14 protein-coding genes and 2 pseudogenes are annotated in these 16,039 nt (G+C 67.7%); 10 read left to right on the top strand and 6 right to left on the bottom strand.

Annotated features, from left to right (window positions below; translation table 11 throughout):
• Nucleotides 1-155 precede the first annotated feature (155 nt).
• Nucleotides 156-701, bottom strand: coding sequence for a DUF7524 family protein (locus tag ACFR9S_RS02645; protein WP_379730853.1), 546 nt, complete (start codon nt 699-701; stop codon nt 156-158).
• 129 nt (nt 702-830) lie between these two features.
• Here ACFR9S_RS02645 and ACFR9S_RS02640 point away from each other — a divergent pair, with 129 nt between their 5' ends.
• The gene (locus ACFR9S_RS02640) at nt 831-1,034 is read left to right on the top strand and encodes a hypothetical protein (protein ID WP_379730852.1); all 204 of its coding nucleotides are present in this window, start codon (nt 831-833) and stop codon (nt 1,032-1,034) included.
• Between the two features lie 6 nt (nt 1,035-1,040).
• On the opposite strand, the gene ACFR9S_RS02635 is transcribed toward ACFR9S_RS02640, so the two are convergent.
• The 4 genes and pseudogenes from ACFR9S_RS02635 to nirK form a co-directional block, all read right to left on the bottom strand.
• Nucleotides 1,041-1,436 (bottom strand): OsmC family protein, encoded by a 396-nt coding sequence (locus tag ACFR9S_RS02635; protein WP_379730851.1) that lies wholly within the window; start codon nt 1,434-1,436, stop codon nt 1,041-1,043.
• An 84-nt stretch (nt 1,437-1,520) separates the two neighbouring features.
• Entirely contained in the window at nt 1,521-2,243 is a 723-nt protein-coding gene (locus tag ACFR9S_RS02630; RefSeq protein ID WP_379730850.1) for a metal-dependent hydrolase, read from the bottom strand.
• 117 nt (nt 2,244-2,360) lie between these two features.
• Nucleotides 2,361-2,702 (bottom strand): annotated as a pseudogene (locus tag ACFR9S_RS02625) (halocyanin domain-containing protein); the annotation flags it as partial.
• A gap of 39 nt (nt 2,703-2,741) precedes the next feature.
• Nucleotides 2,742-3,812, bottom strand: a pseudogene (gene nirK, locus ACFR9S_RS02620) (copper-containing nitrite reductase); the annotation flags it as partial.
• Between the two features lie 538 nt (nt 3,813-4,350).
• Between nirK and ACFR9S_RS02615 the strand changes: the two are divergent.
• From ACFR9S_RS02615 to ACFR9S_RS02575, 9 genes are all read left to right on the top strand, one after another.
• Nucleotides 4,351-6,246, top strand: coding sequence for an ABC transporter substrate-binding protein (locus ACFR9S_RS02615; protein WP_379730849.1), 1,896 nt, complete (start codon nt 4,351-4,353; stop codon nt 6,244-6,246).
• Nucleotides 6,247-6,426: 180 nt separating this feature from the next.
• On the top strand, nt 6,427-7,401 hold the full coding sequence (locus ACFR9S_RS02610; RefSeq protein WP_379730848.1) for an ABC transporter permease: 975 nt from the start codon (nt 6,427-6,429) through the stop codon (nt 7,399-7,401).
• Nucleotides 7,401-8,621: an ABC transporter permease gene (locus ACFR9S_RS02605; protein WP_379730847.1), complete on the top strand. Its 1,221-nt coding sequence runs from the start codon at nt 7,401-7,403 to the stop codon at nt 8,619-8,621. Before ACFR9S_RS02610 ends, ACFR9S_RS02605 begins: the two co-directional genes overlap by 1 nt.
• Entirely contained in the window at nt 8,618-9,664 is a 1,047-nt protein-coding gene (locus tag ACFR9S_RS02600) for an ABC transporter ATP-binding protein (protein ID WP_379730846.1), read from the top strand. The genes ACFR9S_RS02605 and ACFR9S_RS02600 overlap by 4 nt, the downstream gene beginning before the upstream one ends.
• Nucleotides 9,657-11,000: an ABC transporter ATP-binding protein gene (locus ACFR9S_RS02595; RefSeq protein WP_379730845.1), complete on the top strand. Its 1,344-nt coding sequence runs from the start codon at nt 9,657-9,659 to the stop codon at nt 10,998-11,000. The genes ACFR9S_RS02600 and ACFR9S_RS02595 overlap by 8 nt, the downstream gene beginning before the upstream one ends.
• A gap of 203 nt (nt 11,001-11,203) precedes the next feature.
• Nucleotides 11,204-11,611, top strand: a complete 408-nt coding sequence (locus ACFR9S_RS02590; RefSeq protein ID WP_379818008.1) for a DUF7471 family protein — start codon at nt 11,204-11,206, stop codon at nt 11,609-11,611.
• Nucleotides 11,608-12,117, top strand: coding sequence for a winged helix-turn-helix transcriptional regulator (locus ACFR9S_RS02585; protein ID WP_379818007.1), 510 nt, complete (start codon nt 11,608-11,610; stop codon nt 12,115-12,117). The genes ACFR9S_RS02590 and ACFR9S_RS02585 overlap by 4 nt, the downstream gene beginning before the upstream one ends.
• Nucleotides 12,118-12,185: 68 nt before the next feature.
• The gene (locus ACFR9S_RS02580) at nt 12,186-13,490 is read left to right on the top strand and encodes a DUF7405 family protein (RefSeq protein WP_379818006.1); all 1,305 of its coding nucleotides are present in this window, start codon (nt 12,186-12,188) and stop codon (nt 13,488-13,490) included.
• The gene (locus ACFR9S_RS02575; protein ID WP_379732389.1) at nt 13,483-14,553 is read left to right on the top strand and encodes a DUF7350 domain-containing protein; all 1,071 of its coding nucleotides are present in this window, start codon (nt 13,483-13,485) and stop codon (nt 14,551-14,553) included. Before ACFR9S_RS02580 ends, ACFR9S_RS02575 begins: the two co-directional genes overlap by 8 nt.
• A 31-nt stretch (nt 14,554-14,584) precedes the next feature.
• On the opposite strand, the gene ACFR9S_RS02570 is transcribed toward ACFR9S_RS02575, so the two are convergent.
• Nucleotides 14,585-16,039: S9 family peptidase (locus ACFR9S_RS02570; RefSeq protein WP_379818005.1), on the bottom strand; the 1,455-nt coding region annotated here is incomplete at its 5' end.

Here is a 16,039-nt window from a genome sequence, read left to right as displayed (position 1 = left end):
CGAAGCTCTCGTCTGCCAATCAGAAATCTATGATTTCTGATGGCGGGCCTCGTGTCCGGCGCACTGCGGTCGCAAGTGGTCAACGATAGAGTTGCTGTCGCGGTTGCCGTCCCAGCAGTCAACGACCGAGAAAAACTCCGACTCCCGACAACTAATCACGTCAACGCCACGACGACCCCGACGACGGTGACCAGTGCGACGAACGCCGCGGCGGCGACGACGACCGCACTCTCGATCAGCACGGCGACGAGGACCGCAGCCAGCAGCGCACCGCCGGCGAGCACCAACAGGCCGACCGACTCGGCGTCGAGCGCCTCCCGGATCGACGGTTCCGACTGTGGCTGCCCGAGATCCTCGTCGACGTCGATCCCGTATCCCTCGGCGCGGGACGGCTCGACCCGGAGGTCGACGTGCTCGGCCTCGTTCCCGTAGCCGGTGGAAACCGTGAGCGTCCCCGTGACTGGCTGGTCGACGTCGGCGATATCCACCCCGACGCGGGCGGTCGTCTCCCGATCGACGTACTCCGTCTCCGCCCGGAGTTTCGCCGCCCGTGCCAGCGACTCGTCGAGCGCGAGGTGGACGTGCGCCCCGCCGCCGTGGTTCACGAGCGCCACGTCGAACGGGCCGTCGGCCACGAACGACGCCGGCGCGTCGATGGCGCGGGGGCGCTCTCGGTTGAGGTGGATCTCGAGTGCCGACACGTTCGTGGGTGGGACCCCTGAGAGCAAAAGCCTTCACCCGAGAGCGGGGGAGCAAGAAAACCAGTTCAGACGCCCGCTGCGGGGTGTTTTCGGGAAAGATTTATCTCCGACCCGTCGCACTCTCCGTGTATGGGCACGAGTACCACACCGCCCGTCGTTCGCGACGAGGCGTCGCGAGATCAGGGGCCGGACCTGTCGCCGGTCGGCACCGACCTCGTCATCGCCGACGGCGAGGTGATGACCTACGCCGAGTACCGGCGACGGGATGCGGACGCCCGCGAGCGGACGACGACGGTCGACCGCCGCGAGACGACCCTCGTGGTCGAACGCTGACCCGCCTCAGAACGCGTCGCCTTCGAACGTCGTCTCCGCGTGGAGGTCGCTCTTGAGCGCGTCGTGGACCTTACAGAGGTCGAACGCGCGGTCGATCGCCTCCTCGCCCTCCGCTTCCGTCACGTCGGCGCCGACGGCGATGTCGAAGTGGATGCTCTCCAGCTTGTCGTCGTCGTTGAGTTCGCCCGTGATCGAGAGCTCGATCTCGCCGAGTTCGCCAACGTCGCGCTGCTTGGCGCCGACGCGCAGCGCCGGAACGTAGCAGGCGCCGTAGGAGGCGAGCAACGACTCCAGCGTGTCGGGCGCGGACTCGCCGCCGGGGTCGATGTCGACGGAGAAGTCGCGGATCTCGGTCGTAGAGGCGTAGCCGTCCTCGGAGACAGTGGTGACTTGTTTGCTCATCGCGGCCGAGGGTTGGACCGTTCGGGGCCTAAACCTTACTGCCCCGGCCGGCCCGCCGCCCGCCGGCTGTCGGTCCGCCGGCCGTCACTCGGCCAGCGTGTAGCTCTCGTCGCCGTCGAGGACGACCACGTCGGCGTCGCTGCCCGTCGCCTTCACCTCGCGGACGAACTCGTCGGTGTCGATCTCGATCGGCGGGAAGGTGTCGTAGTGCATCGGGAACGCCACGTCGACGTCGATCCAGTCGACCGCGACCGCGGCCTGTGCCGGCCCCATCGTGAAGTGATCCCCGACAGGCACCGCGGCGGCGTCGGGTTCGAGGAACGTCCCGATCACGTCCCGCATCTCGGAGTGCAGCGACGTGTCGCCGGCGTGGTAGAACGTGGTGGTGTCGGCGTCGGACTCCTGTGTGGGCTTCTTGTCGCTGATCACGAAGCCGGCGGGCATCCCGCCGGAGGCGCCGTAGCCCGTGTCGAGACCGTTGGTGTGGTCGGCGCGGACCATCGTGACGAACGCGTCGCCGAGTTCGACCGTGCCGCCGAGGTTCATCCCCGTCGACTCCTCGATGCCGTAGTTGTCCGCGAGATACCCCGTGATCTCGGGCGTGGAGACGAAGTGGCTCCCTCCGAAGCGGTCGACGTCGCCGATGTGGTCGGCGTGCCCGTGCGTGATGAGGACGTGATCCGGGTCGAGCTCCTCCGGATCGGTGTCGGTCTTGGGGTTGTCGAAGAACGGATCGATCAGGAGCTCGGTGTCGTCGACGGTCACTGCCCAGGTCGAGTGGCCGTACCACGTGAGTTCGAAGGTCATTACGGCCGTGGCTACGGCCTCACCGACCCTGAATGTTTCTGCCGTGTCGGAAGGTCAGGATGGCTGAGACGAACTCGCTGTCGCGCCCGGACCGCGCTGAAAAGGGAGTGCGGCAGTTTACTCGACGACGACGGCGCCCTTCATCCCCATCGTCTTGTGGGGCATGCAGTAGTACTTCGTCGTCCCCGTGCTGTCGAACGTGTGGCTGAACGTGTGGCCGCCCTCGTCGGTGAGGTCGCTCGCGAAGGAGCCGTCGTCGGCCTGCACGTCGTGGCTGCCGCCGTCGCCGGTCCACTTCCAGGTCACCGTCGTCCCGGACGAAACCGAGATGGCGGCCGGACCGAAGCCGAACGCGCCGCCGTTGGCCTGCGAGCCGACCTGTACGGTCACCTCGTCCTCGCCGGTCCGGTCGACGACGCCGTCGTCGTTCTCGACGTCGTCGAACCAGCCGTCGAACTCGGCGGGACCCTGACTCCCGCCGCTGGTCTCCGTCCCGGCGTCGAACACGTCGGGGTTGGGCTCGCCCTGAACGTCGATGACGGCCAGCGCGCCCTTCCGACCCACTCGGGTGAGCGCGTGGTCGACGATCTTGATCGGCCCCGGAACGGGCGTGTGCAGCGACGTGATCGTCGCCGATCCCGGCTTGACCGGCGTCGTCTGGATGTTCCGGTGGACGTCGCTGCCGATGCCGCCCTGTGGGTACACCTCGTCCCAGACCGAGCCGATCGGGTGGAGCGAACTGTCGAGGTTCGGCCCGCCGACCACGTAGTAGACGCGGGCGGTCTCCCCCGTCTCCATCTGCATCTCGTTGTAGCCGTCGGGACCGATGGCGTACTTCTCGCCGTTGATGAGGACGTACGTCGGCTCCTCGTCCTTCATCGCCTCGAAGTCGAAGTCGTGGTGGCCCTCCTCGCCGTGGTCACCGGTGGTGTAGAGCTCGTGCTGGCCGAGGTAGAACTCGTGGTCGACCTCGGGCAGCCCCTCCTCCGGCTCGATCAGGATGGCCCCGAACATCCCGCTGGAGATGTGGTAGTCCATGTTCGGCACCGCGCAGTGGTACGTGAACAGGCCGGGGTAGGTGGCCTTGAACGTGAACGACTTCGTCTCCCCCGGGGCGACCGTCGTCGCCTCGGCGCCGCCGCCCGGCCCGCGGACGGCGTGCAGGTCGATGTTGTGGGGCATCGAGTTCGACTCGTCGTTCGTGACGGTCATCTCGACGTGGTCGCCGACGCGGGCCCGGATCATCGGCCCCGGAATCCGCCCGTCGAAGCTCATGTACGTGTAGGTGACGCCGGGCTCGACCTCCGCCACCTGTTCGAGGGTGGTCAGCTCCACGCTGACGGTCTTCGGGCTGTCGCGGTCGATCGGGTTCGGGATCGCCGTCGGGTTCGCCGCGACTCGCTCGGTGTCGATCGATTGTTTTCCGTTCATCTTCGGGGATTGGGGGGTCGTCTCCGTCGTCTCTTCCTCAGCCGGGGGGGCCGAGATACAGCCGGCTGCGGCCGTCGCGCCGGCCGCGCCGAGACTCTGCAACACGCGCCGTCGGGTAGTGGTGGGAACGGAGGTCATCGTCGATCACATCTGGAACATGGCACCGGAGGGATATATGGGGGGATGCCGATTCTCAATTTCTTAGAAACCGCGGGATAGAGGCGCCCTATCGACACATCTGGGATAAATCCCCCACGGTATGTGGGGGGCTGGAAGTGGGAGGGGTCGACGACGCCACGGCGCCAGCGGTCCATCGTCGCGTACGCCACCCCTCACTCCCGAGAGCGGCCAGTACACCCAATGAGAGTCCACCGGCGGGCAGCCGACCTCACCGACGAGGGGGAACGGTCGCGATCGCCAGTCGAAGGGGCACGTTCGACCGGACCGTCGCGACCGAGGCGCTCCGCCGGGGCCTACGACGTCGGACTCGTTGCCTCCGAGGAGAAGACCGAGCAGGTGGAGTTCCTCGTGACCGCGTTCGGCGGGGCGTTAACCGCTCGGCCGCCGTCGGCCCCGCGGCGTGTCGGCCGACGATATATAGGGAGTACCTATGAGTAAAGCAACCATGGTACTGAACGACAGTTTTATATTGGGTTTCCGGCAATACGCAGAGCACATGTCTGACCTTACCAAGCATGGTGACGACGGCCACCCGAAGATGAACCGTCGACGGTGGCTACAGGGTCTCGGAATTGCTGGCGCGGCCGGTCTTGCCGGCTGTACGGACGGCGGCAGCACCGATACGCCGACCGAGAGCGCGACCGAGGTCGATCCCGGAGCGACCGACGAGCCGACCGAGACGGGGACGCCGCGTCAGGAGCTTCCCGAGCGGACCGGCCCGTACCGCCGAACGATCGCCAACGCGGCGTCGACGCTCAACCCGCTCTACAACAACGTGGACGGGGTCGGCACGCTGATCGGCTACACGCTGGACATGGGGTACACGTTCATGCCCGGCACGGAGTACCTCCCGCAGCTCTACGACCTCTCCTCGGACAACGGGGAGGTCTGGGTCGCGGAGCTCCGTGACAACCTCATGTTCGGCGGCGAGTACGAGCGGCAGGTGACCGCCGAGGACTTCGTCTACCAGGTGCAGGAGATTCACCAGGGCGGCTGGGCCGGCACTCCCGACGCGCCCAACTGGCCGTCGGAGTACAACATCGAGCAGACCGGCGAGCTGGAGTTCCAGATCGAGCTCCCGGGGCCGAACGTGCTCTACCCCGAGTCCTACGAACCGCTGCTGTACCCGATCCCCAAGGAGATCATGGAGCCGTACGTTGCCGAGGAGGACGCCCAGGGTCTCCAGGAGGACGAGGACCTGCTCGAACTCACGTTCACCGGGAACCTCGGCGCCTACCAGCTCGACGAGTGGAACCGGGGCAGCGAGCAGATCTTCTCGCGCAACGACGAGTACTACCTCCGCGAGGCGACCGACGTGGACCCGCTGTTCGAGGAGGCGCCGTACTTCGAGGGGATCGAGTCCCAGGTCGTCCAGGAGGAGGCCTCCCGGCTCGGCGCCCTCGAGACGGGCGAGTCCGACGTGGCCGGCCTCCCGCCGAACCGCGTCTCGGAGTTCCAGGAGATGGAAAGCGTCGACGTGAACATCACGCCGACGCCGTTCCAGAGCCTCATCACCTGGAACATGCGTGACAACGGCTGGAACACCGGCCCGGGCAACCTCTTCCGCGACAAGTCGTTCCGACAGGGCCTCGCCTGTGCCGTGAGCAAGAACCAGGTCGTCGAGGGGATCTACCGCGGCTTCGCGGACCCGGCGTACACGTTCCAGCCCGAGTGGTCCACGTTCTACCCCGAGGACGACTCCGCGATCGAGGAGTTCGGGACGGGGGACCTCTACGGTCCCGAGCCGGCCCAGAGCCGCATCCAGGACGCGATCGAGGACACCGACTACAGCTACGACGGGCAGGGCCGCCTGCTCAACCCCGAGGGCGATCAGTGTACGATCACGCTGCACCACTCGGCGTCGTCGAACACCAACCAGTCCCTCGCGGAGTTCATTGCCCAGGAGTACGAGGAGAACGCGGGGATCGTCGTCGAGACGACGGCGACCCAGTCCTCGCAGTTCCTGACCAACTACTTCCAGCAGGAGGCGCCCGAGGGCGAAACCGAGTGGAACGCCGGCCCGTTCAACCGCGGCCCGCGTGACGTGACCAGCGCCGAGTCCTGGGACATGAGCGTCATCTACGGCTACAACACCTACCCGCTCAACCCGACGGTCAGCGACGTGTTCTTCCTGCAGGACGGGAGCACGAACCCGCAGGGGTACTACCCGCAGTGGGACGCCGAAGGCCTGTACCAGCAGGCGAACAACGCGACCAGCCGGGAGGAGCTCGCCGAGGCGATGGAGGAGATCTTCATCAACCTCAACCAAGCGCAGCCGATCGGGATGCTGACGTTCAGTGCCGACACCGTCGGCTACGCCGCAGACATCGAAGGGCCCATCGAGGACTTCTTCAGCGGCTGGGACTTCCCGGCCTGGTACCGGCAGGGCTGATCACCGACGGCGGTGAATTCTTTCGGGAGTCACGGGTCGGCTACCGAAACACACATTGTTCGAGATGCGGTACAGAGACACACCCAGTGTGACAACCGGCACCAGTGGATCGACGGCGGTGACGGTTGTCGCCAGCGGATACAGCGATTTCGGAGACAGACACACATGAGGATCTAACATATGGGAATGGAATGGTACATCGTCCGACGGGTCGCGTGGGCGGCCATCGTGACGTTCATCATCGTCTCGATCACCTGGGGGTTGATGATGGCGGCGCCGAACCCCAACGTCCAGCAGGCAGTGACACAAGCGGCGCTCGCCGGTGACAACCCCGAAGAGGCGGCCGAGCGTGCCGAGGAACGGTTGGGACTCGACCGCCCGGCACACGTGCGCTACATGGACTACGTCGTCGGCATCTACACGTTGCACTGGGGGTGGTCCGACAGTCGCAACCAACCGGTGACGGCGGCGCTACTCGAGGCGCTCTACTACACCGCCCAGTACTCGGTCCCGTGGACGATCTTGACTATCTTGATCGGCCCGCTCGTGGGGCTGTACTCGGCAGCTAACCAGTACAGCTGGAAGGACCACGTCGCGACAGGCTTCGCCTTCTTCGGCTATGCGATCCCGAACTTCTTCTTCGGGATCATCCTGTTGCTGATATTCGGGGTGACGTTGGGATGGATCCCCGTGATATACAACACCGACGTGGGGGTGTTCAGCGTCGAGAACGCGATCCAGCTGTCGGTGCCGGTGTTCGTGCTGGTCACGGGTTCGATCGGCGGGATCATGCGCGTCTCGCGGAACGAGTCCGCCGAGTACGTCAACGCTGACTTCGTCAAGACCGCGCGGGCGAAGGGGGTGTCGACGTACAAGATCTACTTCCAGCACATCCTCCGTCCGACGATGGTACCGCTGTCGACGACGATGGTGAGCCAGCTGCTGGCGCTGTTCACCGGCGCCTCGCTGCTGGTCGAGGTGGTGTTCAGCATCCCCGGACTCGGGACGACGCTGTTCCGAGCGATCACTTCGCAGGACACGAGCCTCGTGCTCGGCTCGACCCTGTTCTTCACCTTCGTCGCGACCATCGGGAACCTGCTACAGGACCTGGTGTACACGATGCTCGACCCGCGGATCAGCTTCGAGGACCGATAATGGCGACGGACAGAGCTACCTTCGATCAAGTCGACTGGGACCAGATCACCGAGGAGTCCGACCGCGAGCTGTCGGTGAACTTCCTCGGCACCGTCGTGTCGCTGGGCGTGCTGGTGCTGTTGATGCTGTACGATCACTTCCTGGTGACCGGCAGCTACGACAGCATGCTCGGCCTCGATCTGGGTGGGCAGTACACGCCGACGTTCGCGCCGATCGGCTGGAACTACGACGTGACCCAGCTCGACTGGCTGTTCGCGGTGTCGCTGGTGCTGTTCGGGTTCTACGTGGTGCTGCCGCTGTACCAGAACGCCCGGATGACGAAGTACTACTGGCGGGAGATGAAGCGCAACCGCCCGGCGATGGTGAGCCTGGGCTGGCTGATCTTCATCTTCGTCATCGGCGTGCTGGGGCCGATCGTGATCCCGGCGCCGGAGTCGGAACTGTTCCTGAAGTACCAGCCGCCGGTGTTCATGGAGATCTCCCAGAACTACCCGATCAACTGTGTCGGGCCGGTCGTCGACGGCGCCTGTCAGGGGACGATGCAGTACCCGCTGGGGACGACCCAGAACGGCAAGGATATCTTCAAGATCATCATCTACGGGATGCAGATCAGCATGAAGATCGGCTTCATCGCGACGCTGATCGTCATCACCGTCGGGACCGCCGTCGGGACGGTGTCGGCGTACGCGGGCGGCCTCGTCGACGAGGTGCTGATGCGCTGGGTCGACATCCAGCAGTCGTTCCCGACGTTCATCCTCTACCTGCTGATCCTCTACATCTGGGGCGGCGGGCTGTTCCTGTTCATCGTCCTCTTCGGGCTGTTCGCCTGGGAGGGGACCGCACGCTACGTGCGGAGCAACGCGCTCGCGAAGACGGAGGAGGAGTACATCAAGGCGACCCAGCTCAGCGGCGCGAGCACCTACCGGATCATCCGGGCCCACATCGTGCCCAACAGCGCGAGCAGCATCATCACCAACATCACGCTGCTGGTGCCGGCGTTCATCCTCGCGGAGGCACAGCTCGCGTTCCTCGGCCTCGGTGACTCGGCGGTCCCCTCGTGGGGACAGCTGATCTCCGCGGGCCGGAGCGACCTCGGGTTCGCCCCGTGGATCACGCTGGCGCCCGGGATGTTCCTCTTCTTCACCATCTTGGCGTTCAACTTCCTCGGGGACGCCCTCCTCGACGCACTGAACCCCGAAGCCGACGCGGAGTCAGAATGATGACAGACGAACCACTACTCACGGTCGAAGGACTCACGACGGAGTTTACGACGGACAAGGGAACGCTCGTCGCCGTCGACGGTATCGACTTCGAGATCCCCCGCGGCGAGACGGTGTGTCTCGTCGGCGAGTCGGGATCGGGAAAGACCGTCGCCAGCGAGTCGATCACGCGTATCGTCCCGACGCCCCCGGGCGAGGTCTCCGGGAGCGTGAAGTTCGACGGGCAGGAGGTCACGACGATGAGCGAGTCCGAACTGGAGGAGATCCGCGGCGGGCGGATCGCCCACATATTCCAGAACCCACAGGACGCGCTCAACCACTGCTACACGGTCGGCTGGCAGATCGTCGAGGCGGTCCAGACCCACGAGCCGGACGTCTCCAAGCAGGAGGCCCGCGAGCGCGCGGTCGAACTGCTCAACGACGTGGGCGTCGCCAACGCGGCCGCCCGGCTGGACGACTACCCCCACGAGTTCTCCGGCGGCCAGAAACAGCGCGTGATGATCGCGATGGCGCTGGTCACCAATCCCGACCTGCTGATCGCCGACGAGCCGACGACCGCGCTGGACGTGACGGTGCAGGCCCAGATTCTGAACCTGCTCGAGGACCTGCAGGAGGAGTACAACATGTCCATCCTCTTCGTCACCCACGACCTCGGGGTCGTCGCCGGCATCGCCGACCACGTCGTCGTGATGTACGCCGGGAAGGTGATGGAACGGGGCACCGTCACCGAGATCTTCGAGGACCCCTCCCACCCGTACACGCGTGCGCTGCTCGAGTGTCTGCCCGGGCAGGCCCGCGCCGCGGAGGGGATCCCGGGGACGCTCCCCTCGCCGATCAACCCGCCCGACGGCTGCCGGTTCGCGCCGCGGTGTGACTACGCGGTCGAGGAGTGCACCGCCGGGGAGCAGCCGCCGGAGGAGCCGCTGTCGGACACCCACGCCGTCTCGTGTGTCCACTACCAGCAGGGGTACGATCCCTCGACGGTGAAAGAGGAGATCGTTCAGGACGACGGCGCGACCACCGGGGGTGTCACCAGTGACTGACGAACCGCTGGTCTCCGTCCGGAACCTGAAGAAGCACTACCCGATCACCGAGGGGGTGCTCTCCCGGCAGGTCGGCGCCGCCAAGGCCGTCGACGGGATCAGCTTCGACATCGCCGAGGGGGAGACCCTCGGCCTCGTCGGCGAGTCCGGCTGCGGGAAGTCGACCGCGGCGTCCTCGATCATCCGGCTGGAGGAGGCCACCGACGGCGAGGTCATCTTCAACGGCGGCGGCCGCGCCGGCCGCGAGCGGAACGCCGACGGCACCCACCCCAACGACGTGACGAAGTTCGACGACGAGGAGCTCAAGGCGTTCCGCCGGGACGCCCAGATGATCTTCCAGGACCCTTCCTCCAGCCTCGACCCGCGGATGACCGTCGGGCGGTCGGTCGCGGAGCTGCTGATGGTCCACGGGATGACCGACAAGCAGCGCCGCCGGGAGATCGTCGAGGACCTGCTCGAACGCGTTGGACTCGAGGCGGACTACTACGACCGCTACCCCCACGAGTTCTCCGGCGGGCAGAAACAGCGCATCGCGCTGGCGCGCGCGCTCGTGCTCAACCCCGAGTTCATCGTGGCCGACGAGCCGGTCTCCGCGCTCGACGTGTCGATCCGCGCGGAGATCCTCTCGCTTCTGAACGACATTCAGGAGGAGTTCGGCCTCTCGATGCTGTTCATCAGCCACGACATGAGCGTCGTCCGGGAGGTCTGTGACCGCGTGGCGGTGATGTATCTGGGCGAGATCGTCGAGATCGGCGACACCGACGAGGTGTTCTCGAACCCCCAGCACCCCTACACCGAGGCGCTGCTGTCGGCGATCCCGCGGCCGGACCCGTCGGACCAGCGCGAGAACATCGAACTCAAGGGGACGGTCCCCAGCCCCATCTCCCCGCCGTCGGGCTGTAAGTTCCACACGCGCTGTCACATGGTGATCCAGTCCGACGAGTACGACCTCGAACAGGAGGACTGGCGGGCGCTGCTGACGTTCCGGGATAAGGTTCGGGCCGGCGAGATCGACCCCGAGGGGATCCGGGAGGCGCTCTCCCCGCCCGACGCCGACCCGTCGGTCGTCGACGACGAGACGGTCGAGGACGAACTCAGGATGGAGTTCGAGCTCCCCGAGACGCTCGCCGACGACGACGCCGAGGCGATCGTCGACCGCGCGCTCGACGCGCTCACCGACGGCGAGATCGAGACGGCCGAGGACGAGCTCTCGACGTTCACCACGCCCTGTGAGGAGGAGGAACCCGAGGAGACCGACCACGGGAACGGCCACCTCTCGGCGTGTCTGCGCAACAAACCCGACACCGAACACGGCGCCCCGCTCGCCGACGACTGAGCGGCGCGCTCAGCGCTCTTCTGCTGTCTGGACCCGTTCCGCCGTAGCCGCACGTCGAGGTGATCGACGCCGCAAGGGTGCCGTCCTCGTCGTACGTCGCCCGTCACCTCGTGGTCGGACATTCCCGTGGGTCGGGTCGAAGGCCCATATCGGTCGTACGGGCCGGGGCGGTTGCCGGCCGTCGACGCGGGACCGAGAGGGGTATGCCCGTCGAGGCGCAAACGGGGGTGATGCTCTCCGGGATCGGCGCCCCGCTCGCGGCCGGCGTCCACGGGCAGGACCCCGCGATGTTCGTCCTGCTCTCGCTGGCGGCCGCCCTGACCGCCGTGGTCGCCGGCGTCGCGATCGCGGCGTTCGTCCGGCGGCGCTCGCGGCGCTACCTGCTGATCGCGCTGGCGCTGTCGACGCTGCTCGCCCGCAGTGCGGTCGGCGTCGGCGCCTACCTCGGGACGATCGGCCCGGGGCTTCACCACACGCTCGAACACGCGCTCGACGTGTCGATGGCGGCGCTGGTGATCGCCGCCGTCTACCTCGTCGGCAAGCCGACGTACTCGGACGCGACCCGGGCCGACGGGAGCGATCGGGACGAGGACGGAGGGGACGACCGATGAGCGAGATCCGTGAGCGACTGCTCGAGCACGTCCGGGACCACCCGGGCCGGCACGCCAGCGCGCTGGGCCGGGAGTTCGACCTCGCGAGCGGGCAGTGCCAGTACCACCTGCGGCGGCTCCGCCGAGCGGGCAGCGTCGTCGCCGACGAGCGGTACGGCCGCACCCACTACTTCCCGCCGGGGTACGACGAGCGCGAACGCGAGCGGATCGCGCTGGCCCGGCGGGAGACCGCCCGAGCAGTTCTCGCGGCGCTGCTCGCGGGGGAGACGCCCGCTGCCGCGCTGGCCGATCGGCTCGACGTCGCCCGGAGCACGCTCTCCTACCACGTCGACCGCCTCCGCGGGGCCGCGCTCGTCGACCAGCGCCGCGACGATCGCGGCCGGGTCCACCTCTCGCTCGTCGATCCCGAGGCCACGCGGTCGCTGCTCGCGACGGTCGACCCCGACGCGGGCGACCGGCTCGTCGACCGCTTCACCCGGCTGGTCGACGAGCTACTCGACGGGTAGCGCCGGTCTCGGCGGCGTTTCGACAGTCGCACCAGAACCCACTTTCCCGTCCATCCCCTACCCCACGTATGAGCGACTCCCACGGGATCGACCGCCGCGAGTTCGTCAAGTCCGCCGTCGCGATCGGCGGCGCGGCGGCGCTGTCGGCCTGTCTGAACCGGGGGCCGGAGATCGACGTGCCGCGAGGCCCCGAGGAGCCCGGTTCCGCGTTCCCGGAGCGCCAGCACGCCTGGAACGAGTTTCTCCCGACCACCGAGGAGGGGAACAACCACCACCCGCGCCACCGCGTGCTGCTCCCGCTGGACTACGGCGACGGGACGCCGACCGACGCCGAGCGCGAGGCCGTCGAGGCGGCGCTGACCGGCGTCGAGCGCGCCTACGAGCGCTCGGCCGCGGGGCTGCTGCTCACGGTCAGCTACTCGCCGTACTACTTCGACCGCTTCGACGCCGACCTGCCCGAGAGCGTCGACCTGCCCGAGCCACGGGCGCTCTCCTCGTTCGAGAACCCGAACTCCGACGACCCCGACGCGATCGTCCACCTCGCGAGCGACCACGGCGAGGTCGTGATGGGCGCCGAGGAGGCGCTGAAGGGCGAGATCGACGAACTCAACGGCGTCTCTCAGCCCGACGCCGCGCTGACGGACGCGTTCTCGATCCGCGAGCGCCGGACCGGCTTCATCGGCGACGGCCTCCCCGCCGAGAATCAGGACGTCGACGGCGTCCCCGACGACGGCCCTGTCCCGGAGGACGCGCCGCTGTACATGGGGTTCGAGTCCGCCTACGAGGGGAACCAGCCCACCGAGGACCGCGTGACGATACAGGAGGGACCTTTCGCCGGCGGCACGACCCAGCAGCTCTCGACGCTGACGCTGAACCTGAACCAGTGGTACGAGCAGGACACCCGGAAGCAGCGCGTCGCGAAGATGTTCTGTCCCCACCACGCCAACAACGACGTCGTCGAGGGCACCGGCGAGAACCTCGGCACCGACCCGCGGATGGACGACTGCGCCGATCCGATGGACAGCGCCCGGAGCGACGGCGTCGTCGGTCACGGCCAGAAGATGGTCGACGTCCGCGAGGACGACGCGCCGATCATCCTGCGCCGGGACTTCGACTCGACCGATCAGGGCCGTGCGGGCGTCCACTTCCTCTCGCTGCAGCGCGAGATCGCCGACTTCGTGACGACCCGGGAAGCGATGAACGGCGAGGAGATCGACCGCAACTCCGCGGTCGGCCAGCGCACCAACAACGGGATCCTCCAGTACATCAACACGGTCCGCCGGGGGAACTTCCTCGTCCCGCCGCGCTCGCTGCGTGCGCTCCCGCCCGCGAACCCCGAGGCCGCCGAGGACGCGGAGGTGGCCCATGCGTAGGCCGTCCCGCCGGTCGTTCCTCGCGGGCGTCGGCGCCGCCGGTATCGGGAGCGTCGCGGGCTGTCTGGGGTTCGAACTCCAGTCGGGCAACCGCGAGCCGCCGCTGGTGGAGAACCGCCCCGACGGCGTCTACTACCCCACCCACACCGAGGGGATGCTGATGGGCGGGATGGCCAGCGACGGCGGGTACAGCTGTGCGCTGACGTACAGCTTCCCGCACCGCTTCTGGACGATCACCGGCAGCGACACCACGCAGGTCGAGGTCGGCTCGGACGACGCGCTCCACCTCATGCCGTTCCTCTGGCACAGCGAGACCGGCGTCGTCCCCTCGGACGTGAACCCCTCGGTCGACGTGACCCGCGACGGCGAGTCGGTCGTCAGCGGGCTCAACCCCTGGGCGATGCTCTCCCAGAACATGGGCTTTCATTTCGGCGACAACGTCGAACTCCCCGAGCAGGGCGAGTACGACGTGACCGTCACGGTCGGCGAGGGAAGCAGCCGCCGCACCGGCTCGCTGGCGGAGACTGAGTCGGCGAAGTTCGAGTTCACGATCGACTACCAGCGATCCGAACTGCAGGCGGTGCCGTTCACCGACATCCCCGAGGCCCGGCAGGGGACGCTCGGCGCCGTCGAGCCGATGGAGATGGACATGGTGCCTGTGAGGCAGGTCCCGGTGGTCGACGACCTGCCCGGGATGGGCCACGGAACGACCGAGAGCGGTGACGCCGTGCTGGCGGTCCAGAGCCTCGACGACGCGGCGCGCTTCGACGGCAGCGAGGATCAGCAGTACCTCGCGGTCTCGCCGCGCACGCCGTACAACCGCTTCCCGCTGCCGCTGATGTCGCTGTCGGCGACGCTTTCCCGTGATGGCGAAACCGTGTTCGATGACTACCTCTACGAGTGGATGGATCCGGATCTGGGCGTCCACTACGGCGCGGTCGTCGACGGTGTCGAGTCCGGCGACGAACTCACGATCAGCATTGGCACGCCCCCACAGGTCTCCCGGCACGAGGGGTACGAGACCGCGTTCCTGAACATGCCCGACGCGACGTTGACGCTCTGAACGGTCGCGAAGTTGCTTTCTCGGTGCCGCGCTACTCCACCCGTTGCACCGACCGCTGCCCCTCGTGGAGTCCGATCTCGGGGATCTCGTCGGCTGGCTCGAAGCCGAACGTCCGGCCGTAGAACGCGAGTTCGAGTTCGAGCGCGCGCCGGCTCGCCTCCGCGGTCCGGAAACCGTGGCGCTCCTCGGGGAACAGCGCGTAGGCGTAGGGTGTCTCCGTCGCGACCAGCGCGTCCACCATATCCTCGGCCTGTTCCTGCGGAACCACGCGGTCCTCGCCGCCCTGTAGGAGCAGCAGCGGCGCGTCGATCTCCTCGGCGTGGAACGCCGGCGACCGTTCCTCGTAGGTCTCTCGCGCCTCGGGCAGCGGGCCGACCAGCCCGTCGAGGTAGCGCGACTCGAACTTGTGGGTCCCCGTCGCGAGCGCCTCGAGATCCGCGACGCCGTAGTGGCTCGCGCCGGCGTCGAACGTGTCGTGGAACGCCAGCGCACAGAGCACCGCGTAGCCGCCGGCGCTGCCGCCGGTGATCGCGAGGCGGTCCGGATTCGCCCGACCCGTCTCCGCGAGGTACTCCGCGGTGTCGACCACGTCGGCGGTGTCGAGCACCCCCCACTCGCCCTGCAGCGCGTCGCGGTACGCGCGGCCGTAGCCGGTCGAGCCGCGGTAGTTCACGTCCGCGACCGCGAAGCCGCGGGTCGTGAAGAACTGGATCGCGAGATCCGCGACGGGCAGCGTCTGGCTCGTCGGGCCGCCGTGGACCATCGTCACCAGCGGCGGGTCCTCGCCCTCGGGCGCGCGCTCGTCGGCGTTCGTCGGCGGGTAGTAGTAGGCGTGGGTCGTCTCGCCGTCGCGGGTCGGCACGTCGACGTGCTCGGGTTCGGCGACCATCTCCTCGTCCAGATCGAGCGAGAACGACTGCTGGAGGGACGTCGGTTCGTCGTCGCCGGCCGTCAAGCGCGCGACGGTCGCCGGCGTCTCGGGACCGCCGGCGACGAACGCCAGCGCCTCGCCGTCGGTCGCGATCCGGGCGTGAGGGTACGCCGAGTACGGGAGGCCGGCCTCCCGGAGTTCGTCGTCCTCGTCGAGCAGACAGAGCGACCACTCGCCGTCGCTGTTGCGGAGCACCGCGACGCGGCCGTCGTCGAGAAACGCGTACGTCGCCGAGCCGAACGACCACTGCGGGACGCCGAACTCCGCGTCCTCGGGCGTTCGATTCCGCGGCTCCTCCTCGCCCGCGGCGTCGAGTTCGTAGAGGTTCCACCAGCCGGTTCGGTCCGAGACGGCGTGGAGCCGACCGTCGGGACTCCAGCCAGGCTGGAACACCGACTCCTCGGGGCCGCCCATAACCACGCGCTCCCCGGAGAGGGAGCCGTCGTCGCCCACGTCGGCGACGTGGAGTTCGGTGCCGTCCCACGGCATCCGCGGGTGGTCCCACGTCGTCCACGCGAGTCGCTCGCCGTCGGGGTCGAGCCGCGGGAACGAGTA

It is taken from the genome of Halolamina salina (genome assembly GCF_042678005.1).
Lineage (GTDB): Archaea > Halobacteriota > Halobacteria > Halobacteriales > Haloferacaceae > Halolamina > Halolamina salina.
Note: the sequence above shows the minus strand (reverse complement) of the source record. Positions and strands in the feature narration are given on the sequence as shown.

What these genes read in the sequence shown, in the direction of transcription:
- ACFR9S_RS02640 (WP_379730852.1), top strand. Translation starts at nt 831, where the DNA reads ATGGGCACGAGTACCACACCGCCCGTCGTTCGCGACGAGGCGTCGCGA.
- ACFR9S_RS02635 (WP_379730851.1), bottom strand. Translation starts at nt 1,436, where the DNA reads ATGAGCAAACAAGTCACCACTGTCTCCGAGGACGGCTACGCCTCTACG.
- ACFR9S_RS02630 (WP_379730850.1), bottom strand. Translation starts at nt 2,243, where the DNA reads ATGACCTTCGAACTCACGTGGTACGGCCACTCGACCTGGGCAGTGACC.
- ACFR9S_RS02615 (WP_379730849.1), top strand. Translation starts at nt 4,351, where the DNA reads ATGTCTGACCTTACCAAGCATGGTGACGACGGCCACCCGAAGATGAAC.
- ACFR9S_RS02610 (WP_379730848.1), top strand. Translation starts at nt 6,427, where the DNA reads ATGGGAATGGAATGGTACATCGTCCGACGGGTCGCGTGGGCGGCCATC.
- ACFR9S_RS02605 (WP_379730847.1), top strand. Translation starts at nt 7,401, where the DNA reads ATGGCGACGGACAGAGCTACCTTCGATCAAGTCGACTGGGACCAGATC.
- ACFR9S_RS02600 (WP_379730846.1), top strand. Translation starts at nt 8,618, where the DNA reads ATGATGACAGACGAACCACTACTCACGGTCGAAGGACTCACGACGGAG.
- ACFR9S_RS02590 (WP_379818008.1), top strand. Translation starts at nt 11,204, where the DNA reads ATGCCCGTCGAGGCGCAAACGGGGGTGATGCTCTCCGGGATCGGCGCC.
- ACFR9S_RS02585 (WP_379818007.1), top strand. Translation starts at nt 11,608, where the DNA reads ATGAGCGAGATCCGTGAGCGACTGCTCGAGCACGTCCGGGACCACCCG.
- ACFR9S_RS02580 (WP_379818006.1), top strand. Translation starts at nt 12,186, where the DNA reads ATGAGCGACTCCCACGGGATCGACCGCCGCGAGTTCGTCAAGTCCGCC.
- ACFR9S_RS02575 (WP_379732389.1), top strand. Translation starts at nt 13,483, where the DNA reads ATGCGTAGGCCGTCCCGCCGGTCGTTCCTCGCGGGCGTCGGCGCCGCC.